The organism is Sphingobacterium sp. GVS05A, assembly GCF_019969845.1.
Lineage (GTDB): Bacteria > Bacteroidota > Bacteroidia > Sphingobacteriales > Sphingobacteriaceae > Sphingobacterium.
The window spans coordinates 205173-232097 of the sequence record NZ_JAHXYR010000003.1; the positions used below are offsets into that span (position 1 = coordinate 205173).

Annotated in this window: 22 protein-coding genes; 13 read left to right on the forward strand and 9 right to left on the reverse strand. The window is 42.1% G+C overall.

The genetic code is table 11. The features are described from left to right. Positions 1-66: 66 nt before the first annotated feature. Positions 67-1614: a glycoside hydrolase family 10 protein gene (locus tag LC454_RS08610; protein WP_223581498.1), complete on the reverse strand. Its 1548-nt coding sequence runs from the start codon at positions 1612-1614 to the stop codon at positions 67-69. Between the two features lie 215 nt (positions 1615-1829). Here LC454_RS08610 and LC454_RS08615 point away from each other — a divergent pair, with 215 nt between their 5' ends. From LC454_RS08615 to LC454_RS08650, 8 genes are all read left to right on the forward strand, one after another. Then, positions 1830-3257, forward strand: coding sequence for an L-serine ammonia-lyase (locus tag LC454_RS08615; protein WP_223581500.1), 1428 nt, complete (start codon positions 1830-1832; stop codon positions 3255-3257). Between the two features lie 74 nt (positions 3258-3331). Next, the gene (locus LC454_RS08620) at positions 3332-4138 is read left to right on the forward strand and encodes an MBL fold metallo-hydrolase (RefSeq protein WP_223581502.1); all 807 of its coding nucleotides are present in this window, start codon (positions 3332-3334) and stop codon (positions 4136-4138) included. Positions 4139-4842: 704 nt separating this feature from the next. Beyond that, positions 4843-5559 (forward strand): DUF4198 domain-containing protein, encoded by a 717-nt coding sequence (locus LC454_RS08625; RefSeq protein ID WP_223581504.1) that lies wholly within the window; start codon positions 4843-4845, stop codon positions 5557-5559. 91 nt (positions 5560-5650) lie between these two features. Next, positions 5651-8083, forward strand: a complete 2433-nt coding sequence (locus LC454_RS08630; RefSeq protein WP_223581506.1) for a TonB-dependent siderophore receptor — start codon at positions 5651-5653, stop codon at positions 8081-8083. A 30-nt stretch (positions 8084-8113) separates the two neighbouring features. Next, a complete protein-coding gene (locus LC454_RS08635; RefSeq protein ID WP_223581508.1) occupies positions 8114-8446 on the forward strand; it encodes a hypothetical protein in 333 nt (110 codons plus the stop codon). A gap of 10 nt (positions 8447-8456) precedes the next feature. Next, complete coding sequence (locus tag LC454_RS08640; protein WP_223581510.1) at positions 8457-8735, forward strand: hypothetical protein; 279 nt, start codon at positions 8457-8459, stop codon at positions 8733-8735. A gap of 6 nt (positions 8736-8741) precedes the next feature. Then, positions 8742-10388, forward strand: coding sequence for a PepSY-associated TM helix domain-containing protein (locus LC454_RS08645; RefSeq protein WP_223581512.1), 1647 nt, complete (start codon positions 8742-8744; stop codon positions 10386-10388). A 680-nt stretch (positions 10389-11068) separates the two neighbouring features. Further along, complete coding sequence (locus LC454_RS08650) at positions 11069-11851, forward strand: hypothetical protein (RefSeq protein ID WP_223581513.1); 783 nt, start codon at positions 11069-11071, stop codon at positions 11849-11851. A gap of 4 nt (positions 11852-11855) precedes the next feature. Here LC454_RS08650 and LC454_RS08655 read toward each other — a convergent pair whose 3' ends face one another. Next, positions 11856-13271, reverse strand: coding sequence for a PLP-dependent aminotransferase family protein (locus LC454_RS08655; protein ID WP_223581515.1), 1416 nt, complete (start codon positions 13269-13271; stop codon positions 11856-11858). A gap of 2 nt (positions 13272-13273) precedes the next feature. Continuing rightward, complete coding sequence (locus LC454_RS08660) at positions 13274-13651, reverse strand: hypothetical protein (RefSeq protein ID WP_223581517.1); 378 nt, start codon at positions 13649-13651, stop codon at positions 13274-13276. Between the two features lie 187 nt (positions 13652-13838). Here LC454_RS08660 and LC454_RS08665 point away from each other — a divergent pair, with 187 nt between their 5' ends. Beyond that, the gene (locus LC454_RS08665) at positions 13839-15419 is read left to right on the forward strand and encodes a Na+/H+ antiporter (RefSeq protein ID WP_223581519.1); all 1581 of its coding nucleotides are present in this window, start codon (positions 13839-13841) and stop codon (positions 15417-15419) included. A gap of 75 nt (positions 15420-15494) precedes the next feature. Next, a complete protein-coding gene (locus tag LC454_RS08670; RefSeq protein WP_223581521.1) occupies positions 15495-16133 on the forward strand; it encodes an NAD-dependent epimerase/dehydratase family protein in 639 nt (212 codons plus the stop codon). Positions 16134-16163: 30 nt separating this feature from the next. Here the strand turns inward: LC454_RS08670 and LC454_RS08675 are convergent, their stop codons facing one another. The 3 genes from LC454_RS08675 to LC454_RS08685 all read right to left on the reverse strand — a co-directional run bounded on the left by LC454_RS08675 (position 16164) and on the right by LC454_RS08685 (position 19840). Beyond that, the gene (locus tag LC454_RS08675; RefSeq protein ID WP_223581522.1) at positions 16164-16712 is read right to left on the reverse strand and encodes a YcxB family protein; all 549 of its coding nucleotides are present in this window, start codon (positions 16710-16712) and stop codon (positions 16164-16166) included. A 48-nt stretch (positions 16713-16760) separates the two neighbouring features. Beyond that, the gene (locus tag LC454_RS08680) at positions 16761-18449 is read right to left on the reverse strand and encodes a HEPN domain-containing protein (protein WP_223581524.1); all 1689 of its coding nucleotides are present in this window, start codon (positions 18447-18449) and stop codon (positions 16761-16763) included. A 95-nt stretch (positions 18450-18544) separates the two neighbouring features. Beyond that, positions 18545-19840, reverse strand: coding sequence for a hypothetical protein (locus LC454_RS08685; protein WP_223581526.1), 1296 nt, complete (start codon positions 19838-19840; stop codon positions 18545-18547). A 106-nt stretch (positions 19841-19946) separates the two neighbouring features. Between LC454_RS08685 and LC454_RS08690 the strand changes: the two genes are divergently transcribed. From LC454_RS08690 to LC454_RS08700, 3 genes are all read left to right on the forward strand, one after another. Beyond that, positions 19947-20360, forward strand: coding sequence for a hypothetical protein (locus tag LC454_RS08690; protein WP_223581534.1), 414 nt, complete (start codon positions 19947-19949; stop codon positions 20358-20360). Positions 20361-20562: 202 nt separating this feature from the next. After that, positions 20563-20934, forward strand: coding sequence for a hypothetical protein (locus tag LC454_RS08695; RefSeq protein ID WP_223581536.1), 372 nt, complete (start codon positions 20563-20565; stop codon positions 20932-20934). A gap of 200 nt (positions 20935-21134) precedes the next feature. Further along, on the forward strand, positions 21135-22355 hold the full coding sequence (locus LC454_RS08700; RefSeq protein WP_223581538.1) for a hypothetical protein: 1221 nt from the start codon (positions 21135-21137) through the stop codon (positions 22353-22355). A 124-nt stretch (positions 22356-22479) separates the two neighbouring features. Here the strand turns inward: LC454_RS08700 and lipB are convergent, their stop codons facing one another. From lipB to recG, 3 genes are all read right to left on the reverse strand, one after another. Then, positions 22480-23175: a lipoyl(octanoyl) transferase LipB gene (lipB, locus tag LC454_RS08705; protein ID WP_223581540.1), complete on the reverse strand. Its 696-nt coding sequence runs from the start codon at positions 23173-23175 to the stop codon at positions 22480-22482. A 58-nt stretch (positions 23176-23233) separates the two neighbouring features. Beyond that, positions 23234-24424 (reverse strand): GTPase HflX, encoded by a 1191-nt coding sequence (gene hflX, locus LC454_RS08710; protein ID WP_223581542.1) that lies wholly within the window; start codon positions 24422-24424, stop codon positions 23234-23236. Positions 24425-24793: 369 nt separating this feature from the next. Continuing rightward, positions 24794-26899, reverse strand: a complete 2106-nt coding sequence (gene recG / locus LC454_RS08715; protein ID WP_223581544.1) for an ATP-dependent DNA helicase RecG — start codon at positions 26897-26899, stop codon at positions 24794-24796. Positions 26900-26925: the final 26 nt, after the last annotated feature.

A 26925-nucleotide genomic window follows, 5' to 3' on the forward strand; every position in this document is an offset into this window, starting at 1 on the left:
TCATCAGCACAGCCATCCGGGAGGGCTCTTCTTATTTTTTGTCAATGCCAATCGTTCTGAAGAAGATTAGCTCTCCTCGTTTTCCTCTCGACTGTCAGAAGGACGGCTCTCGTTTTTCATCCGGTCTATTGCAGTGACAACATATTTATAACGTTGATTCTGTTTGATGTCATCATCCGTATACTGGAGTTTATCGGCATCGTATGTGATAAAGATAATTTTGCCCGGATCTTTGATATTGACCCGCTCACCTACGACAAATCGATAGACCACATACCCGTAAGCGGATTGACCATCACTGGCCACATCCGGTTTCTGCCAAAAAAGCGTATTCATTTTCCCGTTAGCGGATGATTTTACCAGCAAGCCGAAAGGAGCGTTTGGTGGGATGCTGTCCAGCCAAGGCATTGTTGGGGGTAAAGCAGGGCTACGATACAGGTCATTTCGCATGGAGTCCTGTAGTCCCGCCAAATTGTCCATGAGCGATTTGGAACTGAAATAGATACTTCCTTCTACATCATGTTCTTCGCGTAGGTGGCGTACCTGTCGCGGGATCTGACTTTTGTCGGTCCAACCGCTCTTATTTTCTGTTACCCGGTAGGCTCCATGACCTACATAAAAATGCCGACCATAGGTATGTCGTTGCCACCAGGATACCAGAACCTCATACGCCGCGGCGCGGTTTTTAAATGGAAAGTAGATCTGTGGATTGATATAGTCGATCCAGCCTTCCTGCATCCATTTTACACCATCCGCATAGAGCTCCCGATAGGCACTTAGCCCACGTGTTTCCGAACCGATACTATTGTTTTCCTTATTATCCCATACACCACATGGACTGATCCCATATTTAACATAAGGTTTTATTTTTTTTATGGCAATGCCGAGGTCGCGCACGAGCATGTTCACATTATTGCGTCGCCAGTCTTCAATATTTTCGATGCCATTATTATACTGGGCAAAAGTCAGCTGATCCGGGACAGATGTACTCCGGCTATCGGGATAAGGGTAAAAATAATCGTCAAAATGAATACCATCCACATCGTAATTCTTGACAACATCCATAATGACATCGATGATATATTTACGGACATCGGGCAGTCCCGGGTTGAAAAGCTTTTTTCCTGCGTATGTAAAGAACCATTCGGGGTGCCGTTTGGTGATATGGTCCTCTGAGAAATGTGCGGGATTCAATGTGGTCGAGGCCCGATAGGGGTTGAACCAGGCATGCAGTTCCATGCCTCTTTTATGTGCTTCCTCAATGGCAAATTCTAAAGGATCATAAAATGGGGATGGGGCCTGCCCCTGTTTTCCTGTCAGGTATCTACTCCAAGGTTCACGACCTTTACCATAAAAAGCATCTGCTGCAGGCCGTACCTGTAGAATGATTGCATTTAAACCCGCACTACGGTGCTGGTCGAGGAGGTCTATAAATTCCTGCTTTTGCTGGGCAACATTGTTGCCGGCTCTGACCGAAGGCCAGTCTATATTACCTATGGTTGCAACCCATACACCACGAAACTCTCGCTTAGGTATTTGTTGGGAATATGTTCTGATCGAAAATAAACAGATAAAAAAGGCAAAAAAAGAATATAAATATGTTTTTCCCGTCATTCTATAAATTGTAGCCAACAAAGATAGGGAAGCATTTCTTACTTTTTCCCTAAAAAATGTAAGATGTTTGTTGGATACTTGTTAAAAGAATGTCAGCTTGGTTTTGAAATTGATAATAATGCAAATACAGGTAACATTGTACACTTATTTGTGCTAATTTAGATGCGGTTTTCACAAAAGCTATGCAAAGCGAGCTAACCGCAACAATAAAGATTATGAGCAAAGAACAAATATCCGTTTTTGATATGTTTAAGATCGGTATCGGACCATCCAGTTCGCATACCTTAGGCCCTTGGCGTGCAGCCCAGCAATTTACCCATGTCCTCAAGACAAAAGGTGTATTGAATGAGGTCGATCAGGTCAAGATTTTGCTTTATGGATCTTTAGCCAAGACCGGTGCTGGACACGGTACAGATATCGCTGTTCTGCTTGGACTGAGTGGCGATGATCCGGTTACCTTTGATGTAGATCAGGTGACACCGAAAGTGGCGCATATCAAAGCGGTAGGCGAACTGGTGGTTGCAGGTGAGCGCACGATTCCATTCTCCTATCAGGAAGACCTTCTGTTTTTATACACAGAGAGTTTACCCTTCCATCCAAATGCTGTTACTTTTCAGGCTTTCCTGTCAAGTGGTAAAGCCATTACCGAAACCTATTATTCTATCGGTGGTGGATTTGTCGTTCAGGAAAATGATACCGAGGGTGTATTATCCGAAGTGGATCTTCCTTTTCCGGTGGATACCGCACAGGAGCTACTGCACTGGACCATGAAAACAGGCTTGAAAATATCAGAACTTGTTCTTGAAAATGAGTGTGCATGGCGGGAGGAAAGTGAAACTGTTGCTGGTGTCCTGAATATCTATAAGACGATCTATGAGTGTATCTATCGTGGCTGTCACACTGGTGGTACACTGCCCGGAGGCTTGAATGTGGAACGTAGGGCTGCAAAATTAAATAAAAAATTGATGCAGGGACGTAGTTACCAAGATTATGAATCATGGATAACGGCAATTCGTGAAGGTGGACAGAATTTTCAATATATCCTAGACTGGGTAAGCTGTTTTGCACTTGCTGTAAATGAAGAAAATGCATCGTTTGGACGTGTTGTTACTGCTCCTACCAATGGTGCTTCAGGGGTTATACCTGCGGTTTTACAGTATTATATTACTTTCCATGACGGTATGCGGGAAAATAAAATTGTGCAGTTTATCCTAACAGCTTCGGAGATCGGATCCATCTTTAAAAAGAATGCGACTATTTCAGCCGCCATGGGGGGGTGTCAGGCAGAAATTGGGGTATCCTCAGCAATGGCTGCCGGTGCGCTGACGGAGGTGCTGGGTGGATCACAACGCCAGGTGCTGATGGCTGCGGAGATCGCCATGGAACATCACCTCGGGTTGACCTGCGATCCGATCGGAGGACTGGTACAGATTCCTTGTATCGAACGCAATACTATGGGGGCGATAAAAGCGATTACAGCAGCGCAGCTGGCTTTACAGTCAAATCCCGACAAAGCCAAAGTAAGTTTGGATACAGTGGTCAAAACCATGTGGGAGACCGCTTTGGATATGAACGCCAAATATAAAGAAACAGCAGACGGCGGTTTGGCGGTCAATATTCCATTGAGTTTGCCGGAATGTTAAGGTTCAACTGAGTTTTCTTGTTTTTTGTATCTTTGCTGCAGTAGAACATATATATTCATAATTAGTATACGCGAATGAAATATTGTGCGATCGCCTCCGGGAGTAATGGAAACTGTTATTATATAGCCAAAGATGATTCGGCTATATTAATTGATGCTGGTATCAACAGTAAACATATTCATCTCCGGATGTATAATCTTGGGATTATTCCGACCCAGATTAAAGCAATTTTCATAACGCACGAACACTCCGATCATATCCGCGGATTGTCGGTTTTTGCAAAAAGATACAATCTACCCGTGTATATCACGAAGGGAAGTTATGAAGGATCCAGACTACATTTACCTTCCCACCTGGTCAATATCATTGCGCCCAATGAGGAAGTTGAAATAGGAGGGCTTAAAATTTATGGGATCCCCAAATACCATGATGCAAAAGAACCCTGTAGTTTCCTTGTCTCTGATGGAGTTCATAATATCGGTGTGCTGACCGATATTGGACGGCCCTGCGAAAATGTGCAGCATGTGATCCAACATTCGGATATTCTCTTGTTGGAATCCAATTACGATGAAGATATGTTGCATACAGGAAGATATTCTTATTTTTTGAAGAATAGGATCAGCAGCGGATGGGGGCATCTTTCCAATCGTGTTGCGGTTGAACTATTCAATCAATATAAAACTGATCGTCTCAAGCATCTGATCTTAACACACCTCTCCGGTGAAAATAATACGGTCGATCTTGTTCATACGACATTTGAACCCCATTGTGAGCATATCAAACTTCATGTGGCTACACGTTATCAGGAAACGGAATTGTTTGACATTACCCATATCTTAAATAAACAGGCGGTTTCATCGCCGACGGCCTGTCTTGGATAATTAAACTGAGCGCTGCTTCTAATAAGGCGACCATCACTCCGAATAAAGTCAGCCGCTACTCCTAGTAAAGTCAACCACAACTTCGCTTTCATTGCTGATATCGATCCGACACAGGGGCTGCTACATAAACAGTCTGTTTCAACGCCAAAGGACCTTCCTCGGATAATTAAACTAACCGCTACTCCTCATAAAATCAATGATCACTCTTAATAAAGTCTCAACCACTTCCTTTTTTTGCTGATACCGATCCGCTATGGCATGTCCTATTGGCGCGACTTAAAGAAACGGGCCAGCTGATTTTATTGATCAATACCTTGTAAGTTCTTGTTTTACAGTGAAATTTCGTGAAAAAATCAAAGAAAACTTCAGAAGTGAAAAAATTAAAATATAGTTGATTTCCAAATAATTCCTTTTATATTTGTTTTGTTTTTAATCAGTCTAAATTATTAAACAAGAATTTGCTGGTCTGATTAAAGACAAAAACACCATGCAATAGACGGCAATCTATCACATGGCGAAAAGCTACAGACAGCGGCAACTGTCTCTAGTTGACTGAAGCAGCTCGCTGCTCCAGTTGCTTCCGATATAGGATATGGAAGAACTTGCAAGATAACGAAATTTGCGGTTTTATTGGTTAACCGTTTTTTTTACCTGTAAGCTCCTCCATAATAAGTTGAAAAACTATACGCTTCAATCAACATATTATGAAAATTTTAACATCACTCTTTGCATTCCTTACAGTATTGTTTTACTGTAACAGCAGTTCCGCTCACGCACTTTGGATAGAATCCGCTCCTCATGGTACAGTCAATCAGTCGCATGAAGTAAAAGTCTATTATGGTGAATATGTTACCAATGAAAGAGATCAGATTGAAAAATGGTATTCTGATGTGAAGGATTTCACCTTGTTATTGTATGTTCCGGGAAAAGCCCCTGTTAAAGTGCAATTGACCAATAAAGGAGATCATTTCAGCGGTTCATTCCAACCGACTGAGCAAGGAACTTACTTTTTATCGATCGTAAAGGCACCTAAAGATCTGGGTGGCCAGACAAAATATGAGTTTTCCTCACTAATGCCCGTTGTCATTGGCAAATCAAGCAAATTAGACTATAGTGCATTAAAAAATCCGTTACAGGTTGAGTTGATCAATTCTGCAAATGCAAAAAAAGGCGCTAGCTTACAGGCTAAGATAACCAGCGAAGGAAAAGTTGTTCCAAATGCCAAGGTCTCTGTTTTCTCGTCCACAGGTTGGGGAAAAGAATTTGTAGCTGATGCCAACGGTGTTGTTACGTTCGATGCCCTTTGGGCTGGTGCTTATGTACTCGAAGCAAGTACATTTGTCGAAAAAGCAGGCGAGCATGAGGGAAAACCATATGCATCGTCGTGGCAGGGAAGTACAACCTTTTTTGCAGTAAAATAAAAATTGATACCTACAAATTAGATGGATTCATTTTAAATCCCACATTCAAAATGAATCTATTCTTTATTACATATCTACCAGTGAAATACGTATGAATAAAACTTTATCCTTTCTAGCTATTCCGATGATCAGCTCAATTTTTTCTGTAGCGCAAGCGCAGAGCAAATTGAAGATTGACGGTATCCTTGTCAATGAGAAATCCGAACCTATTTCGGGTGCAACAATTAAACTATCGAATACAGGTGTAACGACCAGTACCGATAGTGAGGGACACTTTATCTTTGATAGACTTTCTGCCAAGACTTACAGCCTGGAAATCAAAGCTTTCGGCTATGGTAAACATTTTATGGAGGTAACCGTAAAAGACGAAGAAACACATTTAGGGCCCATCATTATGAAAGACCAATCCGAGTCAATCGATGAAGTGGCCGTGTACGGTAAGTACTATGAGCATTATAAGTTTGATAGTATATCTGGGTCATTACGTCTTAAAACACCGATCTTGGAGTTACCCCAAAATATTCAGGTTATTTCATCTGACCTCATGGCTGATCAACAGGTTTTTGACATTGTCGATGGTATTACACGCAATATCAGTGGTGCAACACGTCAAGGACACTGGGACAATCAATACGCCAATATTCGTATGCGTGGATCCAAGATCCCGGCATTTCGTAACGGCATGAATATCGAAGCATCATGGGGGCCCACAGCTGAGGACGCATCTATGATTGAGCGTATTGAATTTGTAAAAGGCCCAGCTGGCTTTATGCTGGCCAATGGTGAACCGGGGGGATTCTATAATGTTGTGACCAAAAAACCGACAGGAAATACGAAAGGCTCGGCGACATTCAATATGGGGAGCTTTAGTACATACCGTGCCGCGGTTGATTTTGATGGCAAGTTGAGTAAAGATGGTAAATTGTTGTACCGCTTAAATATGGCTGCACAGCAAAAGGACTATTTTACAAAATACAACTATAGTAATCGTGTAGTGATTGCGCCAGTGGTAACTTACAAATTGGATTCATTAACTAATTTGACATTCGAATATACTTATCAAGGTTCAACTTATTTGGCTAATGGTAACTATACTTTTTCGCCAAAAGGATTTGCTGATTCAGATATTTCCAATGATTTTTTCTATGGTGATCCATCTATGGAGCCGGGTAAGCTAAGGGATCACAGTGCGTACATCTATTTAGACCGCAAACTGAATGATCGATGGAAATTACACGCGCAGATGGCCTACTTTAACTTCGATATGAAGGCGACAAGTACTTGGCTTACCTATATGACAGCAAAGGGAGATATGCCCCGAACTTATTCAATAGCTGACGAGCATGGCGAAAATCGTTTTGGTCAAATCTCTTTAAATGGCGAGGAGTATACGGGAAGCGTCCGTCACCGAATTTTGGTTGGTGCTGATTATGGAAATAAAAAGTTTTGGGGCGATTTCAGAGATCTAATGCCTAAAGATAGTACTGGATTTGCGCCGATTCCTTTGACTCCATTGAATGTATATAATCCTGTTTATGGTATACCTGGAAATTTGCTTCCGACAGTAGATCGTTCTAAAAGTGTGAAAGTACGCGCTGGAGGCAGTAATTACGTTACCTCAACAAACTATATTTCTTTTTACGCGCACGATGAAATGGCGTTTTTGGAAGAAAAATTGAGATTATCTTTAGGCCTGCGCTATACGATTAATGAAGTTGTTGGAAAGACAGCTGTTTCGGATAGAACAGATAAAGCATTTACTCCTCGTGTTGGATTAAGCTATTCTATTAACAAATCCACGAGTATATACGGATTATTTGACCAATCTTTTGTTCCTGTAGCTGGTACGGATTGGGAAGGTAATGCTTTTAAGCCGGTAAGAGGTGTTGATTTAGAGGCGGGAGTGAAGAAAGAATGGATGGGAGGAAAATGGATTTCTACGCTTAGTGCTTATACTATTGCACGTAAGAATGCTTTAGTTGCCGATCCTGATCCGAGCCATGTTGTTAATGGGGTATCTTTTCAGGCACAGTTAGGCGAAACAAGATCTAAAGGTATTGAGTTTGATATCACAGGAGAGATTTTAAGAGGATTAAATGTCAATGCCAATTATGCGTTGACAGATTCCAAAATATCAAAAGATACGAAAGAAGAAAATGTTGGCAATATTACACCCAATACGGCCAAACATACGGCAAATGCCTGGTTATCCTATCGGTTACAACAAGGTGTGCTAAAAGGTGTAGGTTTTGTTGGAAGTGTTCAAGGGATGTTTGACCGTGCCGTAGGAACGACAAAAGAAAGTAATTTTAAGAACTATCTACGTACTGATGGTGGTATCAGTTATCAAAAAGGTAAATATAATATCTCTCTTATGGTTAACAATCTGCTAGATAACCGTAAGTTGTTAACAGCGGGTTCGACAGGTGCTGCTAATGCAAAAATAGCCGGAAGTGTAAATTATTATTCGTACATCGTTGAAGCAAGACGTAATTTCCGTATGGGTATAACTTACAAGTTTTAATTAAGCGATTCTATATAAATCATTTACACGATGTATAGCACACTTTTAATAATTATACTTATTGGCGCTTACCTCTTTTATAACAGCAGTAAAAAAGTGAAGTTCCATCATAGACCCGAGTGGTTGAAAAAGCTTTGCGCACAGACACAGTCTGTGCGTATCTTGAGCATTGTGATGCTCCTGCTACCATTTGGGGTTATCCTCTATCTGCAGGGGCTTGGTGCTGGATTCTTTGCTTTTTTTGCCTATGTCATGTGCATGATGAGCCTTGTCGTTTTACTGAACCCTTACCGTTATTTAACAGGGTACCAAGTTCTCGCATTGTATGCCGCCAGTCTCTGTGTTGAATTTTTGATATCCTAATTGATTTCTTATGCCAGCAAATAAAAAATACCTGAGTTCGCCCTTGCAACGATTTCTGAAGATTACGGCCGGATTTATCGGCGGTTATGTTGTTATGCTCTCTTTTCATGTATTGTTGACTAACCTTTTTGAGAAAAAAGATGTTGTTATGACTGCAGGATTCACAGGTTATCTACTTTGGGCAGTCCTGATGCTCCTGGCTTTTCTTTCCAAAAGCGGATGGAAAATATGGGGAATTTATTTACTCTTGGCTGCGGTTTTTTCGTTGCCTTATTTGTTAAAGATGTAATCAATCATGAACAACAGAAATTACAATATCTATTTTAATACCCATACCATCAGTGGCATTATCATCTGTGCGCTTCTGTACGTGATATTTTTTGCAGGTTCTTTTGCATTTTTTAGAAATGAGATTGCGGCCTGGCAAAATAATGCGTCATACAAAACATACAAGGAAAACCATCAGAGCTTTGACAAGCTTCTGGATTCTCTAAAAGGAGAAGCCAACCTTCATGGGCGTGATATCAACTTCTATATGCACCGGGAAGGAACTTCTGCTTATGTGGGGTACACAGCGTCAAACGACACGATACTCAATAAGGAAAATCTATCCAAGATAACGCCCAAACAGAAAGCTGAAAAAAAGAAAGGCCGGAGACGGAGAGGTGGAGATGATGACTCGAAAAATTTTACCTATAATTTTGTCAATCAAAAGGTAGGGGATTATGCGCAGAACTATGACATGGGCGAGTTTTTATTCCGCTTACATTTTCTGGCCCAACTCAATCAAGTACCCATTAGCGTAGGAATAGCGCCATTTGGATACCTTGTTGCCGGAATTACAGCCTTTATCTTTTTATTTGCATTGATAACAGGGCTATTATTGCATTGGGACAAATTAGTGTCGAACTTCTTTGTGTTTAGGCCATTCAGCAAATGGAAGACTGTCTGGACAGATATGCACACCGCCCTGGGGGTGATTGGGTTCCCTTTTCAGTTTATTTTTGCCGTTACAGGTACATTTCTGATTGTTAATTCAGTTTTGGCATTGCCTTTCAGCAAATTGCTGTACGATGGCGATCAGCAGAAAATGTATCAGGACATTGGTGTTTCCGCCAAGGAGGACTATGTGTATAGCTATAAATCTTTAAATAAGGATGTGAAAATTGCTCCTATCTTGGACATCGCAAAGACAAAGTGGCCAGAAAGCGAGTTCCTGCGTATTGTCGTAAAAAACTATGCGGATTCAAATATGCATGTTATTATGGAGCTTGAACCGCATTTTAACAGCAGCTTTGCCGGATCTGGAATATTGACCGTGAAGGTGGCCGATAATAAGATTGTAGAAGAGAAATCACCCTTAACAGGAGCGAGCTATGGGGACTATGTCCGCAGCATTATCTACCGTTTGCATTATGGCGACTATGGTGGATACCCGCTCAAAATGGTCTATTTCATCTTAGGGGTAATGGGCTGTCTGGTTATTATTTCAGGAATTCTGATCTGGTTGGTTGCACGTGATAAAAACAATGTTATTCCAAGAAAACGCAAATTCAACTTTTGGGCAGCTAATGTTTTCACAGCGATATGCTTGACGATGCTCCCGGTTACGGCGATTACATTTATTGCGATTAAAATCAGTCCTAAAGTTGATCAGTCCTTTATTTATCGGGTCTATTTTTACGCATGGTTGCTGCTGTCGCTTTACTATATCATTCGTCGCAGCATAAGAAGGACAAATCGCGAAACACTATTGGTCGGAAGCATCCTTGCATTTCTCGTTCCGATAGCCAATGGTCTGGTGACACATAATTGGCTTTGGAAAACATTTGTTGATGGGCAACGTGATTTATTTGTTGTCGATTTTCTTTGGTTGATGATTGGTATCATCGGATTACTGGCTTTCTATAAGACAAAAAAATTCTTTCAAAAAATTCAGTAATTAGAAGGCGTCCTTTTAGGACGTCTTCATTATTTTAGAGATTTTTTAAGCCCCTTTGATGGTGTATATGCTAAGAGTTCGCACCTAAAAGGAGAAATTCTTAGGGCAAACATATAATTCCAAGTCATTTAATGAATGTCGTTGGGTACCTAAACATTCCGTATTGTAAAATATATGCCTAGGGACTGCTTTATCCAAGCAGCCCCTAGGCATATATAAGGTACCACTAAAGCACCTATAAAGTACTTTTCGCCTTATACAATTTGGGAGGAGGTACAGTACTGGACGGGTAGTACGTTTCCGCTGATTTGTTGCCCCATGTTCGATAGTTGTTCGGAGATCCTTCGGGTGGGCGTTGCTACTGCTTCGGCACTGCGTTGGGACAACGTCGGGTTTGGTTTGACTGTTCTTTGACTGTTGTTTGCCTTATTGTCGATGAATGACCGAAGCCGAACCGACCAGATGTCGAACCGACTCCGAAGCAATCCCGGAGTTGGTACGAAGTATGTGCGAAACCTCCTCGAATACTGTTGGCACTTGAGCGGACTTGAGGGGATTTAAAGGGAGTTGAAGGGACTTTGTGCGCTTTAGCAATCATAGTCTTATGTGTTGTTAAACGAGCTGTTGTTTAATTCATACGATTATTGTATTTTTAAAGTATACCAATTTAACTTTATGAAATGAGTAAATCTTCTGGTAACCGCAATACAGGAGTAAAGCAGATGGTATCATACGTGCTGAGTGAAAATAGTCGTCTAGCTGGACTTGATTTTACCTATAACAGTGGATTAGCCAGTCGTTTGTACCAGATTCTAAAATCCATTCAACCTCGTGCCTGTGAACGTAGTACCTATATACGATTACAAAATATACTTTATGAAGCTGTTCGCAATGATCGGGTGCACGATCTCGGGAGCTTACGGCTCGGATATGGATCAGTACTCCCCTTGAAAGGTTTCCGGTACTCCAAACGGGTCAGCTGGAACAATTTCTTTATGAATCACCCAGTTGCGCATTTTGATGAAGCCCAGCAACAAGTTCAGGTTCAGCTTCATTTGGCAGGTCTCCGTAAATTTGAATTAATTCACGAAAGGCTAGCTAAAATAGACATAAAAATATATTGTGTGATAATTAAACTGGATGACCGGAATACCCTATTTCATCATGCTAGCAAGACATTGGAGCTAAGGAAAGGAGATCATAAAGCGGACCGTAGAATTACTTTCACATTGGAGGATTGCAAAGATGCTGTTATTTTATGTCTGGGTACAGTAAGGTGCTGGCTGACGAGCCCTGATGGGCAGGACGAATTTATGTCCAACGGTGGCACCTTGATGACTGGTGAAATTTTCGATGCGCTCCTGATCCGTGGAGGTAAGCATACGATATTCCCCGAAGAAAAATCCGATAAACTGCCACCGCCTATTTTACCAAGTCACGATGATGAAGTTGACTGGGATTAGCCGATTAGATGACGGCTTTAAAAAAGCGGCCCAATCGCATCAGATCATGTGCTGTCTTTTCGTTCCAATCGACGGCATAGTTCAGGCGAATACAGTTTTTAAATTGATCATGTTGGGTAAACATTCGACCTGGAGCAAAGCTCAATTTTTGTTTTAGCGCATAATCGTATAGTACGGTAGAATCAATTTTTGGATCCATTTCCAACCAGAGCACAAATCCACCTTCGGGCTGTGACATCTTGGTATTCTCGGGAAAATGGGCCTCGATACTATTTCTAAAATTGATGTAATTGCTGTACAACTTCTTTCTAAAGGTATTGAGGTGGTGGTCATAACGACCGATCTGCAGAAATTTGGCAACAGCCTCTTGGTAAATAGCCGGCTGCGAGATGGTCTGGATCAGCTTTTGTTTGAGAATCTTGTCTTTGTACTGTCCCGGTTCAACCCACCCGATCCGAAAACTTGGCGCCAATACCTTGGTGACAGATCCACACCACATGACCAAACCTTCTTCATCAAAGTATTTACAGGGCTTGGGTCTTGAGTTTCCGAAATAAATATTTCCATAAAGGTCGTCTTCGATCAAGGGAATATGATGGAAAGCAAGGAGCTTGACAAGTTCTTTTTTATGTTCATCGGGCATCAGGGCACCTAAGGGGTTGCTGAAATTAGAAACAAAGCAGCATACATCGATTTTATGGATTACTTTTTTAAGGGCGTCCAGTTCAATACCTGTAATGGGATGTGTCGGTATCTCAATGGTCTTCAATCCCAATACCTGAAATGCTTGGATAAAGCCAAAATAGAGCGGACTTTCCACAGCAATGGTATCACCAGGCTTCGTGACTGCGCGGAGGCAGCTATAAATGGCGTTCATGGCACCCGAAGTGATAATCAGATCTTCGTCGCTTATTTTTCCCTCCAGTACGAGCGACCATTTGGCAATCTCTTTACGTAGAGTCGGACTACCCTGCACCTGTCCGTACTGATCGCCGTAATCGTGCAGCTCGTGCACCGTTTCCAGGATACATTTATTGAGTTTCTGAATGGGGAGCAAAGAGGGGCTGGGCAATCCCAAAGAGAATCGCGTAATTTCCTTATCCTCCAACGAGTGAAAAACTTTATCAATCAATGCCGCGGGATCTTGCTTCTTTTCGTCAATCTTAAATGTTGAGATCGACGGTATGGACATCCGGCGTTGGCCGGCCAGGCTGACGAAAAAGCCAGATTTGGGGCGAGACTCGATCAGCGATCTGCTCTCGAGTTCCATGTAGGCGCTCTTTGCCGTATTTAAGCTCACATTATACAATTTTTGTGCACTACGGACAGAAGGTAGACGATCTCCGTAGGTCAAAGAGCCATTTTTGATCTGGTTCTCTACGATGTTTGCAATTTTTTTATACAATTGTTGCTGCTCCATACTTATACTAATTTACTGTTTCCCTTTGGATTTACCCAATCATGGAAATGACGGATTCCCCTTTTTAGTGCTTCTTCGCTGCCAAACATATTTAAAAGCTGCTGTTCGAAATAAGCCTGCGCTTTGCGCTTAAATACGGTTGATAAGTCTTCGGAAACTTCAGTTCGATAAGAAATTTCGACAGTAAGGTTGTTGTTTTCGGAGACCGTAGCAGAAGAAACAGCTGCTATTTCTTCGTTTTGCGCAAGCAAGAGAAAAGGCATGTGCAGCAAGTTTTTGTTGCTCGCTTCAGACTGAGCCTTTTTTAGTAAAGAGAGATCAGAGAGATCAGAGAGATCAACCTGTCTGATGGAATACGATTGATGTGTTGTAGTCGACATGGCAATAAATCATTTTTTGCTAATTTAAGAAGGGTACAGGCTCAATTTGAGGTACAGAATTGGGGTAAAACTAGGGTACAGATGAAAAAGTAAAAAATATGACCGGGAGTTGATGGTTTTTAATTTCCATTTAAGATATTTACAAGAGTTAATGATATGTCTCAGGACCAATAAATTATGACAGCCTATGCATAACTTGTTTCCGCTATTTATCGCCATGATTACGGCCATCGTTCTACTCGAAATGCTGGCAACGAAACTTCGGGTTGCTTATCCCATTTTACTGGTTTTGGCGGGCTTGATTGTCAGCTTTATTCCAACATTGCCCGTTGTTACGATCGATCCGGATGTTATTTTTCTGATTTTCCTTCCACCCTTGCTATGTGAGGCTGCATGGTCGATTTCGTATAAGGAGATGAAGAAATGGTGGCGTATTATTGGAAGTTTCGCCTTTTTGGTGGTTTTCTTCACCGCACTATCTGTTGCGGTGGTTGCCAATCATTATATTCCGGGTTTCACGCTCGCAATGGGTTTTCTACTGGGCGGGATTGTTTCCCCGCCAGATGCCGTCAGTACGGGGGCCATCATGAAGTTTGTGAAAGTTCCAAAATCTACTTCTGCAATCTTGGAAGGGGAGAGTCTGCTGAATGATGCTTCCTCTTTGATTATTGTCCGTTTTGCACTGATTGCCGTGGGTATGGGGCAGTTTGTATGGCAGGAGGCAGCGGTATCTTTTATTTGGATGTTGGTCGGTGGGGTTGGTATCGGTGTTCTGTTGGGTTGGTTTTTTATCCAGGCACATAAACGCTTACCGACAGACGCGCCATCGGATATTGCATTGACCTTGATCGAACCCTATTTTATGTATTGGATTGCCGAGCAGTTTCACAGTTCTGGGGTGCTGGCGGTCGTTGCGGGAAGTCTGTTGATGTCCAACCAGCGGCTTAAATTTCTGAACAGTACCAGTCGTGTGCGAGGGCTGAGTGTCTGGGAAAGTTTTGTGTTTATCCTGAATGGGATTGTATTTTTTATTATTGGTCTGGATCTCCCCGAGATTGTTGCCGGCTTGCGTGCAAATGGTACTTCGCTTCGGGAGGCGATCGGTTACGGTCTCTTGGTGACGGCTGTTCTTATCTTTGCTCGCGTGATCAGCGCCTATGCTGCAATGATTGCAACGCTTATCTTTCGTCCAAGTGTGGCACCTAGGGCGCGGTCTTCAAAACAACGTTTCTTTATGCCACTATTACTGGGCTGGACAGGAATGCGGGGAGTGGTTTCCCTGGCAGCGGCACTTTCCATTCCTTTGGTCATGAATGGTACTGTGATTCCGCAGCGGCATCTGATTCTATTTATCACCTTTGTCGTCATTCTCTCAACCCTTTTGGTTCAGGGACTCACTTTACCCTATCTGATCAAGCGAACGAAGCTCTTTGATGCCGTTCTTGCTGAGGCGCCCGAAGAGGTTGCCAAACAGCAGATGAAGCAAGGCTTAAAACAGCATGTCTATCAGTTTCTCAAAAATAAATATGAGCAAGAAGAACATAATCGGGAGGCCATGGAGAGGATCTTGCGACATTGGGAGGAAAAAGTCAATGCTGCGGATGATTCGTGGATGAATGAGCGCACTAAAGTGATTTTCATTGAATTGTTGGATGTGCAGCGCGAATATCTGGAAAGATTGAACAGCGAGTCGGAGATTGATGAGGATCTTATCCGTTCGCAGCTCTATCAGATTGATTTGGAGGAGGAGCGCTTGCGCATGATATAATGCCATGGCATCCTATTGATCTGGATAAATAATAATAGTTATAGCCCTTTGGCTTGGTACATAAGTTGAATTGCGATGAAAGTTATAATAACAGGGGCCACCGGAATGGTCGGAGAAGGTGTTTTATTGGAATGTCTTCAAAATAATAAAGTAGAGGCGGTATTGAGCATATCACGTCGTACTGCTGATATACAACATCCAAAGCTAAAGGAGCTTTTGGTGAAAGATTTCACGGATCTTTCCGAAGTTGAAGCGGAGATCCGGGGCTATGATGCCTGTTTTTATTGCGCAGGTGTCAGTTCGGTTGGCATGAAAGAAGATAAATACCGATTTATCACCTATGATACGACATTGGCATTTGCAAAATCGCTGTTGAATATCAATCCTGAAATCAGCTTTATATACGTATCGGGCGGGAGTACGGACAGTACTGAACGGGGGCGGGTGATGTGGGCAAGGGTGAAGGGCAAGACGGAAAATGATCTAGCGAAATTGCCTTTTAAGAAGGAATACAATTTCCGGCCAGGTGGAATGACCACCGTTGCGGGACAGAAGCATGCCAATCCGTTTTCATTTGTTGCGAAGATTATAAAATTCTTTGCCCCTTCGGCGGTGTTGTCCCTACATGAGGTGGGGCGGGCGATGATTCATGCTGTGGAGCGGGACGATGTGAAAAATATATTGGAAATCAAGGATATCAGGGCATTGGCTTAGTTTATGCATGGACATAAGGTCTTTCGACTGTTATTTCCATTTCCAGTCCAGTTCCTCCTTATAGGCGATATGAAGGCGTTGGCTAAGCTCTACCAGGAAAGCTTTAAATTCGGCGGTATCTTCGATCTGCTGTTTTGGGAAAAACAGTTGATCGACCATTTTTAGTTTGATAAAAAATGCGAAGGCCGTTTCGCTCATATATTCAAACTGATCGTATTGATATTTGGACTCCATTTGTGTGCTTTTGATCTGGAGATAATTATCTTCAAAGCTGATTGTGTGTAGAATACCGATTCGATTCTGGAATTCGGGGCTTTTGACATATTTGGTGAAATAACGTTTATAGTATATCCCAAGATATTTGGGAAAGAACAAAAAGGCGATTATGCTCACTACGATAATCAGAATGGCCAGTTGACGTTCATAAAAGAAAAATGGGATGGCAAGTATCAGCATGAGCAGCATAAACATGAATCTTGATTTTTTGCGTGCTTTAATTATTTGAGGTGATTTGGACATGCTGAACAGCAATGCATCCAGTTGATCTTGCTCGGAAAGGGTTAGTTGAAGTTCTTTCATAATTTAAATGTATTAAATTGGTAAGATAACTGGAAATGGTTTTATTTCTTACGCTATTTTCTCGACCTGAATAGCACTTGCTATTTTCCCAAAGTAATCTTCCATCTCTTGGTTACATTTTTCGATAAACAACTTTGTAAGCTCCTGTAATCTTATAATGGCGCATGGGTCTCCTTTATAGTTGGCGTTATGTCTAAATTCCTGCTGAGCTTTGATAACTTCCTTAAACAGTTTAACGTGGTCGCTGTTGTTGAGACAAAAGGTCGCGTGTGCTTCGGGAACAATTAGTCGGCAGAGATTCATTAAAAAAGGAAGACCTACTGATTGAGGTTTGTATTGAAGGATTGTATTGATAACACCGAGGCAGGTTTGTTCTAAAGCCTGTGAGAGGGTGAAATATACCGCTTCGACACCACTAGGCCAGCCTTCTTCATAAGCTAGATATAAGCAGCGGGCATTCTTGTAGCGACTGTCCCATTGCTTGCGTGCATACTCCAGGTCAAGTTGAGGAGCAGTGATGCTGTCAGGTTTGATATTTTCAATTACTGCATTTTGAAACCAGATATCGCCAGCTTTTACGAGGGATAGAAAGAAAGGATGGCCTTTGGTAAGTTTTTTGATAAAGTGTGCTGTTTCTTCGGTGACTAAGGTCAGCGAAACACTTTTCGGCAAGAGATCCATTGTCTGTTGTTGTAGGTTGGCGAGGTCTGTATTTAGGCTATCATACGCAATAAAGAGGTAGTAAGCATGCGTTATCTGGTCTTCTTTATTGTTTTGGAGCAGACTATTGTACTTATGTTGATCCGAATAATAACCGAAGCAGGCAACTAAGGAAGGGGTACAGTATAACTCCAGAATATTTAAGATCAGGTCACGATAATTGCTGTTACAATGATTATTGTTGTAAATAGCGATGTTGTTTTTGAATTTTTCAATCCTCCTGTACTGAATTTGTTCTGGGCTAAGTTGTTCTCTGATTTCTTCGAATAAAAGATTGGAATAATCGTAGATCCAATTTAATGCGTTTATAGCAATTTGATAAGCTGTTTCTAATAAGTTTTTGTCAATTGTGTAATCGTGATTATATCTATAATCAATATAAGCTTCGTCGATCTTGTCTAGCGCTTTTTTTTCCTGATCTTTAACTGCGAGCTTGGCAATTTTAGAATCAAATGTTTTCAGGTAGCTAATATTACCTTTTAGCGAATGTGATTTCTTTTCGTCTCCTTTTAATAGGCTTTCTGCTGTTTTAAGTGATAGCTCAATGGCTTGATGTAGCATAAATGCGGCATGTGCATGGTTATCATGTCCTAGATAGAAGTTGTAGCCGTCAATAAAAGAACGGATTTTGGTTTTCTCTTTATCTATATACAGGCTGGATCTTTCAATAATCTGTTCGGCAGAATCGTTAGGTAATACGAGCGGTATTTCCTGTGTGGGATTGTGGTAGATACGGTTTTCAGGTTGGCAAATCAGGTAAGTGCGGCCTAATCCCTGTCCGAGCTTTTTTTGTATTTCATGTACGAAATTTAAGTTGAAGTAAAGGTTGGGGTAACTTTCTAATGCTTCGTTGACCAGTTCGCGTGCATCGGCAAACCGAATTCCGGGATTTGGAGGTAGATTGATCTGTAACATCTGATATTTTTTGCCATCGTGGGCATAGGTCCATTGATAGATTTCATCAACCGCGACTACGCGAAGGATAGCTTCGATGATTGGGGTAAGTTCGGTGTTCATAATTGATTGGTTTGGTATTGAGGTTATTTGGTTAGTCTATCGCCTATTGTTATACTTTAAGGTAAGTTGACACTCAGAGCTGAACGTCTTTGTAATTAGGCTACAGCATCTAGTATTTCAATCTCATTTTCGTATGCTAATATATAAGCAAGTTCAACGAGGTTGATCAAAGTCTCGTAAATAAGCAAGGTTTGATTTGAAAAATCTTCATTGGCGTATGCTTCTTTAGATAGTCCATATTCTAACCAGTCATATAAAATTTCGTCCCATTCTATTTTGGTGTATTGATTGATCAAATTGGCAATTGAAGGAAATAGATTTTCGAGTTGTTCAGTATTTGTGTGACTTAGGTGAAATTTATCATTTTTATTTACGATGGTAATTGACACTTTATCACGGATAAGTATTTGTTGATTTGGATCTTTGACTATATATTCGATCTTTCTTAAATCGGCTTCATTACGAAACATTTCTAATAGGGTATAGATACAGGAATAGTTGAATAATAGAGTTGATCCACCGTAGAAAGGACTCTCTTTGGTCGCAGACCAAAAGCAGTTTTCTGTGATGGCTGCTTTATGCCAGTATTTTATATGTTCCTTCCATCTGTCGAGGCATCCGTGGGAAAAGAAGTCTTGAATTGCTTTTATAGAAAAAGGCTGAGGTGCCAACCAAGGTGGTAGAGTAACTTGCTTTTTGGGACTAAATATTTCGTTTTCTACGGCGTCATCGAAGGGTTCCTCTTTTGTCTTTATGCTGTCGGTCTGTTCCAAAGACTTTTGATCTTGGCTTTCCTCATGTTCAATCTCTTCTTGATTGTTCGCAATAATGTCTGGAAGCGATTTATTTTCATATATTTTATGCAGCGATATCGCTAATCTTTGTAATAATTCTCTAACGGCAAGGATGTTATTTCCCTCATTTCCTAGAAAATCACCATTTCTATCGCTAATATTTATCCAGATTTCATCCAGAGTCTCGTACCATTGTCCTAATGATTGATGTGAGAAAAATCGGCTGATCTCATCTTCTGGCGATTCAATGTCATTTACACTGAAACATTCCCCTGATACGTAATTCCAATAGTCGGAAACACATTGAATAAAATTCAAGGGATTTTTCAGCTTTTTCAAATTGCATTTTTTGAAAATGACATAGGCTATTTCAACAAACGTAATCAGTTTTTTTGTGTTGTAACCTAAACTGGAATTAGGGCAGTTCATCTTTACATTTGACGCCGCGTTTATAAGCAAGTTTATTTCCATAACAAAGTAATGATGGTAAGTCTCTTGCTCATAAAAATCTTCGAGATATTTCAGCGGATCTTCAATATACTCCTTGCTTAAATAGCGAAAATGTTTCGCTTTTAGTTTCTTTTGCGTATTTTTCATGCTAGGAACGTTTTTAGTTAAATAATGTGTTTATAATTATCAATGGTAAAGCTAATTTAAGCACTAATTTTCGATAAAACAAATTATATATTGATAATTATTGATTATGAGTTCTTTTTTAACGAGAATTAAGGTTATTGCTGATAGAGAGGGATTGAGTGTAACAGCATTTGAATCGGCTATTGGAGCCAGTAGAGGCGTATTTACACGTGCACTTAGCAATAATACAGATGTTCAGGCTAAATGGCTGATCAGTGTTGTCGAAAAATATCCGGAATATTCCTCCGAGTGGTTATTGAAAGGGGAAGGAGAAATGCTTAAGCCTGTTTTAGCTAAAGAAGATGAAGAAACGTATCTAACTACTGAATTGGAAAGAATCACCAACAGGGAGATTAATACGTTAAAGCAATTGATTTCGTCACAAAATATCACTATTAAATCTCAAGAAAAGACAATTATATCATTGGAGCGATTATTATTGTCGTTGGAGCGTGAGATTGAATCGCTGCGGAATAAATAGATTCTAACCATAAATTTTTGTTTTCTTATCGGAGACGGGAAGCTAATTGGTCATTATTTGCATGGGAATAAGTTGTTCAATCGCTGTGGAATCAATAGGAATTAGTGAGCCTCTTTTTTTTGTAGAGATAAACTCCTGCACAGACGGGAAATTTGGTTTGTTGTTTGGTTTAGAATAATAGCGTCTTAAAAATTGAATAATTGTGAACGTAAAAGAACGCGTATTGCTGATCGCTGAAAGAAAGGGCATCAGTAAAACTGAATTTTTTAAAGATGTGGGTCTTTCCTATGCCAATTTTAAGGGCGGTCAGAAAAATACGGCGCTGAGTTCGGATGCAATGATTGCGATATTGACCCGCCATCCGGATATTAGCCCTGCTTGGTTATTGATGGGCGAAGGCAAAATGATGCGCACTGCGGAAACCGTTAGCCCCGAGCCGCAGATGGCCGCGACCAGTTCCGAAGGTTCATCAGTTTCCAGACAATTGGTCGCCGCGCTTGAACAGACGATCAAAGCGCAGGAAAAGACCATTTCCGCTTTGGAGGGACAGGTGGCATTACTGAGTCGGAAATAAAACCCAAAATAAGATCAACCCTTCGTTCGCGAAATAGCTGATTATAGCGATTTCCTTGGCCTCCTTTTTGCCTATTTTTGTTAAGTATCAGAGATGCTATTGTTATGCTAAAAAAGTTGACTTGCCCTTATGGATAGTTTTCAACGGATTTAGCCAACATTGATGGATATCTGTATCGCTATTTAAAGAAATAAAGCTATATGTTTGGAAAAGTATTACTCCTGTGCTGTATCCTATACAGTTGTTTTGTGAACCGAAGCATGGCGCAGCCAGCGGGTGAACGGCCTGTGTATACATCCAAGTGGGGCTATCTCTATCGGGAGGCTGGAAATAACAATGATCCTTTGGGGGTATTTATTACCGAAGCGCCTATTTATCTGGTCGACTCGACCAGCATGCAGTATAAGGTGCAGGTCAGCAACGGTGATATCGGATTTATCGATCGACAACCGTTGAAGAAATTCATGGACGGGAAAAAATCTGCTGGGGAGCCCGCCAAGTATTTCTATCGGGGCGTCGAAGGGTATCAGTGCCCGCACTATTATGTACAGGTGTCCGAATTGCGTGTCCGTAAAGCGCCGTCAACGACAAGTACCGCTGTGCGCCGCGCACCGCTCAATGAGTTGCTGTGCATTGATTATGTCCCTTTATATACCGACGGTTGGGTGTATATCGGCGATCATTTTCATGAACAGCCTGAATATGTGCAATTGAAATTTTTGGGTTCCGTCCTGACCTACGATAAAGTACTGAAAGATTATTTGGCGGTAAAAGGTAAGGATCAAGAAAAAGAACTGGTTCAGGTAGGAAGATTGCGGGAGCTGGCCTGGCGGGAGGGGAAAAACTTAAAACAGGCCTTTTCCTACTGGAAGGAATCTTATGCCGCTTATGGGGTGGAAAATCCGAAAGTCGATATTGATTTTGAATTGCTGCTGGCCAGTAAACTGGATAAAAAGCCTGATTTTGACGCGTATGAAAAAAAGATGAAGGCGCTGAACCTGCATTTTATCTGGAAAGGGTTGTCGCTCGTGGACGGAGAGATCAAGGATGCACAAATGAACCAATTGAAGATGCAACGTGTTGCGGATATACCGGATATGCCCGAATGTGGCTGGGAACCGCGCTACTTCTATAAAACCCCGAATATGATTGTGGCATTCGAGGAAAATTACAAAAAGAAGATCGTCGGAACGGTCTATAAGCTATACTTTACGGATGGTGAGATTTTGGTGATAGGCAATGAGCGTATGGATGCCAATTACACTGAAAGGGATTTTATCAATCATTTTGGCGATATGGTCTCTGCAAATATGATCGAGGAGCCGCATGTATACCGTCTTCAAAATGGCGATGCAGGTCAACTGATCATTACCTTTAAAGATGGCAAATTGTTTAGCTATGACTGTATGTACTATTGTTAGCCGACCAGAGTAAGGCGCTAAATAAAGAAACGTATTTTACAGAGGTTCTCTGTTTTTAAGGACACCATAAACAAATAAGGACCTGTGTTGAGCAGGTCCTTGTTCGTTTCTATGATTTCTAATGCTAGATTACTTCCATTTCAAAAAGTCTGGCGATGTGTCCGCGAAGTTTTTCCTTCACTTCATCCATATCGACTTCTTGACCCAGTTCCCGCTTCAATGAGGTCACGTCTTTGTCGTCGATACCACATGGGATGATATTGCTGAAATAATCCAGGTCTGTATTGACGTTAAAGGCGAAGCCATGCATGGTGACCCAGCGTGAGGCACGCACGCCCATCGCGCAGATCTTGCGGGCCGTGGGCTTGTCTGGCTCGATCCAGACTCCCGTAAATCCGGGGTATCTCCCCGACGGAACACCATAATCGGCGCAGGTCAGGATGATCGCTTCTTCCAATGTCCTTAAATAAAGGTGGATATCGGTAAAAAAGTTGTCGAGATCCAGAATCGGATATCCTACAATCTGACCAGGTCCATGGTAGGTGATATCACCGCCACGGTTGATCTTATAGAACTTCGCTTCTTTTTCTTCCAGGCCTTTCTCATCCAAGAGCAGGTATTCTTCGTGTCCGCTTTTTCCTAAGGTATAGACATGGGGGTGGGCTGTGAAAATCAGGTAGTTTGGCGTGTCTGTCGTTGTCGCATTGACCCGATTGTCGTGTTTGACGTCTAATACGCCCTTGAAGATGGACTCTTGTCTGTCCCAGGCTTCCTGATAGTCTACAAGTCCCCAATCTTGGAACTGCACCACTTTATTCATTGCTTATTTTTTTAAGAAGACGGATCGTCAGTAACGATCCGCCGTCATGTTTGTCAAATTAATACAACAGGTTGTTGTATGGATAACGTTCATTGTGCATCTTCACGATGATATCGTAAAGTCTCTGTTTGAACTCTTCGATATTTGTCTTGTTTGTCGCAGATAGGAAGATCGCCGGATCGGAGTTTTTCGCCATCCATGAATTGCGGAAATCGTCCAATGTAATCTCTACCTCTTCACCATCGTGTCCCTCTTCAACAGCCGGTTTGTACAGGTCGATTTTGTTGAACACTGTAATAACGGGCTTATCTAAAGCTTTCAGATCTTCCAATGTTTCATTTACCGCCTGGATATGGTCTTCAAAGTTGGGGTGTGAGATATCCACCACGTGGATCAGCACATCTGCTTCTCTGACTTCATCCAATGTAGATTTGAAACATTCCACTAGGTGATGCGGTAGTTTGCGGATAAAACCTACTGTGTCGGACAGCAGGAACGGAAGGTTGTCGATAACGACCTTACGTACCGTAGTGTCCAGCGTTGCAAAAAGTTTGTTCTCGATCAATACATCAGATTTGGAGATCATATTCATGATCGTTGATTTACCAACGTTTGTATAACCTACCAGAGCTACGCGGATCATCTCGCCACGGTTTTTGCGCTGGGTTTCATTCTGCTTGTCGATCGTTCTCAGTCTTTCCTTGAACAACGAAATTTTGTCCAAGATAATCCGTCTATCGGTTTCGATCTGCGATTCACCGGGACCACGCATACCGATACCCCCGCGTTGACGCTCCAAGTGAGTCCACAGGCGGGTCAATCGTGGTAATAGGTATTGCAATTGGGCCAGTTCCACCTGGGTTTTTGCCTGTGCAGTTTTCGCATGTCGGGCAAAGATATCCAGGATCAGATTGGAACGGTCTAAGACTTTGCGTTGGAGTTCTTTCTCGATGTTACGCAATTGGGAAGGGGATAACTCATCGTCAAAGACAACAATGTCGATCTCTTCGGCTTCGACATAGGCTTTGATCTCCTCAAGTTTTCCGCTACCGACAAATGTCGCTCTATCTGGAAAAGCTAATTTCTGTGTAAACATGCCTTTGGTCTCTCCACCGGCTGTCTGTACGAGAAATTCAAGTTCTTCCAGATATTCCTTTGCTTTTGTTTCAGTCACGCCTTGGGTGATCACACTGACCAAGACGGCTGTTTCGGGTTTTATTGCTGTATCGTGTATTTTAATTCTGGCCATTTTGTACTATTAAGTATATTGTAGCGTATGGAGCGCGTTCAGCTACGAGTTCATAGCGATCGTCTACCTCTTATCATACTTCCACTTTTAATTTTTGTTTTGAAAAAGGTGAATTTAAGAAAAACCAATAAGTTTTTTGTGATTTGCTTACCAGGGGCAACTCAAAATAAGTAAGCGGTCAGTCGCCATCTTTTGCCTAGTAAAAGAAGGGATATTTTTCTATATCATGTTCATAATGATGCAAAAATAAATAATTTTGATTTTATATACAAATGAATTGAGCGCTGAAGGTGTTCTTATCTGGTTTGTGCCGAATATTTAGTGCTTCTTGTTTTGAATTTGAACGCGGCAGTGCTGATTGGCTGTTGATCAGGATATTTTGTCCCAGGCAATACCATCTGATTTCCGTGCCAAAAAGCTTCGAAGTAACTGATTTTTTTCGCTCTGAAGCGTAGGGTCTTCTTTGAATATGGCGATCACAGTGTTTCTACATTCGGTCAATAAGGCCTGATCTGTTGCCAGGTTGGCCATCTTAAGGTCGAGGACACCGGATTGTTGTGTGCCGGAGATGTCACCGGGACCGCGTAATTCCAGGTCAACTTCGGCAATCTCAAAGCCATCATTGGTGCGTACCATGGTATCCAACCGGAGACGTCCTTCTTTGCTGAGCTTATTGCCCGACATCAGGATACAAAAGGACTGCTCAGCTCCACGGCCCACACGACCCCGCAATTGATGGAGTTGGGAGAGACCAAATCGCTCGGAGTTCTCAATGACCATGACAGAGGCATTAGGCACATTGACACCGACTTCAATTACGGTTGTTGCCACCATGATCTGTGTTTCGTGTTTCACAAAACGCTGCATCTCAAAATCCTTATCTTTCACGGGCATCTTGCCGTGAACAATACTGATCTTGTATTGCGGCAGGGGAAATTCGCGCTGCAAATTTTCCAGTCCGGCTTCTAGATAGATCAAATCCAGTTTTTCACTTTCTTTGATCAGGGGATAGACCAGATAGACCTGCCTGCCTTTGGCGATTTCTTCACGCATAAAGCCAAACATCCGCAGACGGGAGCTTTCAAAAAAGTGTACAGTCTTAATCGGTTTACGTCCGGCAGGAAGTTCGTCGATCACCGAAATATCGAGATCACCATACATGGTCATCGCCAGCGTCCGTGGAATGGGTGTGGCTGTCATGACCAACATATGCGGTGGGATGACATTCTTGCGCCAGAGCTTGGCGCGCTGCTCTACACCAAAACGGTGTTGTTCATCGATAACGACGAAGCCAAGATTCTTGAATTGTACCTTATCTTCAATCAGTGCATGGGTGCCGATCAGGATGTCGAGCGTGCCCTCTTCGAGGGCCTGATGGATCAGCCGACGTTCTTTGGTGCCGGTCGATCCCGTGAGTAGCTTGATGCTGACGAGATCATCACCGACGAGCTGTTTGAGTCCATGGTAATGCTGTGTGGCTAAGATCTCGGTGGGAGCCATCATACAGGCTTGGAAGCCGTTGTCAACTGCAAGCAGCATACTCATCAGGGCAACCACCGTTTTACCGGAGCCCACATCGCCCTGCACGAGGCGGTTCATCTGTGCGCCGGTATTGGTATCGATACGGATTTCTTTAACAACGCGTTTCTGTGCGCCTGTCAACGGAAATGGAAGACGCTCATTGAAAAAAGTGTTGAACTTTTCCCCCACTTTATTGAAACGCTGCCCCCTGAATTTCTGGGTGTTCAGTTGTTTGTTGTTGAGCAGTTTGAGCTGTATGAAAAACAGCTCTTCGAATTTGATCCTTTTGATCGCCTGGTTCAATTCCTTTTGGTTGCTCGGGAAATGAATGGACGCTAAAGCCTGCTGGTGGGAAACCAGCTGATGTTTTGCTATTATTTCCTGGGGGATCGTCTCTCCGATACTCCGAAATACGGTCTCCAATGCTGTCTGTTGCAAACGTTGGATGCCCTTGGTATCCAAATTGAATTTTTTGAGTTTCTCCGTGGAAGAATAGACTGGCTGTAAGCTCATGTTGCCGGCCTGTTTGACTTGCGGATTGTACAGGTCCATTTCAGGATGGGTGATGGATAGCTGCCCATTAAATTCACTGGGTTTGCCATAAATGATATAGGCCGAACCTACTTTTAGGGACTTTTGGAGCCAGGGAATAGACTGGAACCAGACGAGCTCCATGGAGCCAGTTTCATCCTTGAATGAGCCGACGAGTCGTTTGGTCCTTTTCTCACCCACGAGCTGTAGTGAAACCAGCCGTCCCAAAACCTGTGCTGCCATCATATCGGGGTGTAGCTTCCGTATTTTGTGAAATTCTGTACGGTCGATATAACGGAAAGGGTATTGGGTCAACAGGTCCCCAATGGTAAATACCTGTAACTCTTTCTTGAGTACATCTGCCTTTTGGGGACCTACACCTTTGAGGTATTCTATTGGGGTAATTAAACTTAATTCAGCCATTCTTCTTGACGGGCTAAAATACGAAA

Coding starts and splice junctions, on each gene's coding strand:
- LC454_RS08610 (WP_223581498.1), bottom strand. CDS start 1,614: ATGACGGGAAAAACATATTTATATTCTTTTTTTGCCTTTTTTATCTGT.
- LC454_RS08615 (WP_223581500.1), top strand. CDS start 1,830: ATGAGCAAAGAACAAATATCCGTTTTTGATATGTTTAAGATCGGTATC.
- LC454_RS08620 (WP_223581502.1), top strand. CDS start 3,332: ATGAAATATTGTGCGATCGCCTCCGGGAGTAATGGAAACTGTTATTAT.
- LC454_RS08625 (WP_223581504.1), top strand. CDS start 4,843: ATGAAAATTTTAACATCACTCTTTGCATTCCTTACAGTATTGTTTTAC.
- LC454_RS08630 (WP_223581506.1), top strand. CDS start 5,651: ATGAATAAAACTTTATCCTTTCTAGCTATTCCGATGATCAGCTCAATT.
- LC454_RS08635 (WP_223581508.1), top strand. CDS start 8,114: ATGTATAGCACACTTTTAATAATTATACTTATTGGCGCTTACCTCTTT.
- LC454_RS08640 (WP_223581510.1), top strand. CDS start 8,457: ATGCCAGCAAATAAAAAATACCTGAGTTCGCCCTTGCAACGATTTCTG.
- LC454_RS08645 (WP_223581512.1), top strand. CDS start 8,742: ATGAACAACAGAAATTACAATATCTATTTTAATACCCATACCATCAGT.
- LC454_RS08650 (WP_223581513.1), top strand. CDS start 11,069: ATGAGTAAATCTTCTGGTAACCGCAATACAGGAGTAAAGCAGATGGTA.
- LC454_RS08655 (WP_223581515.1), bottom strand. CDS start 13,271: ATGGAGCAGCAACAATTGTATAAAAAAATTGCAAACATCGTAGAGAAC.
- LC454_RS08660 (WP_223581517.1), bottom strand. CDS start 13,651: ATGTCGACTACAACACATCAATCGTATTCCATCAGACAGGTTGATCTC.
- LC454_RS08665 (WP_223581519.1), top strand. CDS start 13,839: ATGCATAACTTGTTTCCGCTATTTATCGCCATGATTACGGCCATCGTT.
- LC454_RS08670 (WP_223581521.1), top strand. CDS start 15,495: ATGAAAGTTATAATAACAGGGGCCACCGGAATGGTCGGAGAAGGTGTT.
- LC454_RS08675 (WP_223581522.1), bottom strand. CDS start 16,712: ATGAAAGAACTTCAACTAACCCTTTCCGAGCAAGATCAACTGGATGCA.
- LC454_RS08680 (WP_223581524.1), bottom strand. CDS start 18,449: ATGAACACCGAACTTACCCCAATCATCGAAGCTATCCTTCGCGTAGTC.
- LC454_RS08685 (WP_223581526.1), bottom strand. CDS start 19,840: ATGAAAAATACGCAAAAGAAACTAAAAGCGAAACATTTTCGCTATTTA.
- LC454_RS08690 (WP_223581534.1), top strand. CDS start 19,947: ATGAGTTCTTTTTTAACGAGAATTAAGGTTATTGCTGATAGAGAGGGA.
- LC454_RS08700 (WP_223581538.1), top strand. CDS start 21,135: ATGTTTGGAAAAGTATTACTCCTGTGCTGTATCCTATACAGTTGTTTT.
- lipB (WP_223581540.1), bottom strand. CDS start 23,175: ATGAATAAAGTGGTGCAGTTCCAAGATTGGGGACTTGTAGACTATCAG.
- hflX (WP_223581542.1), bottom strand. CDS start 24,424: ATGGCCAGAATTAAAATACACGATACAGCAATAAAACCCGAAACAGCC.
- recG (WP_223581544.1), bottom strand. CDS start 26,899: ATGGCTGAATTAAGTTTAATTACCCCAATAGAATACCTCAAAGGTGTA.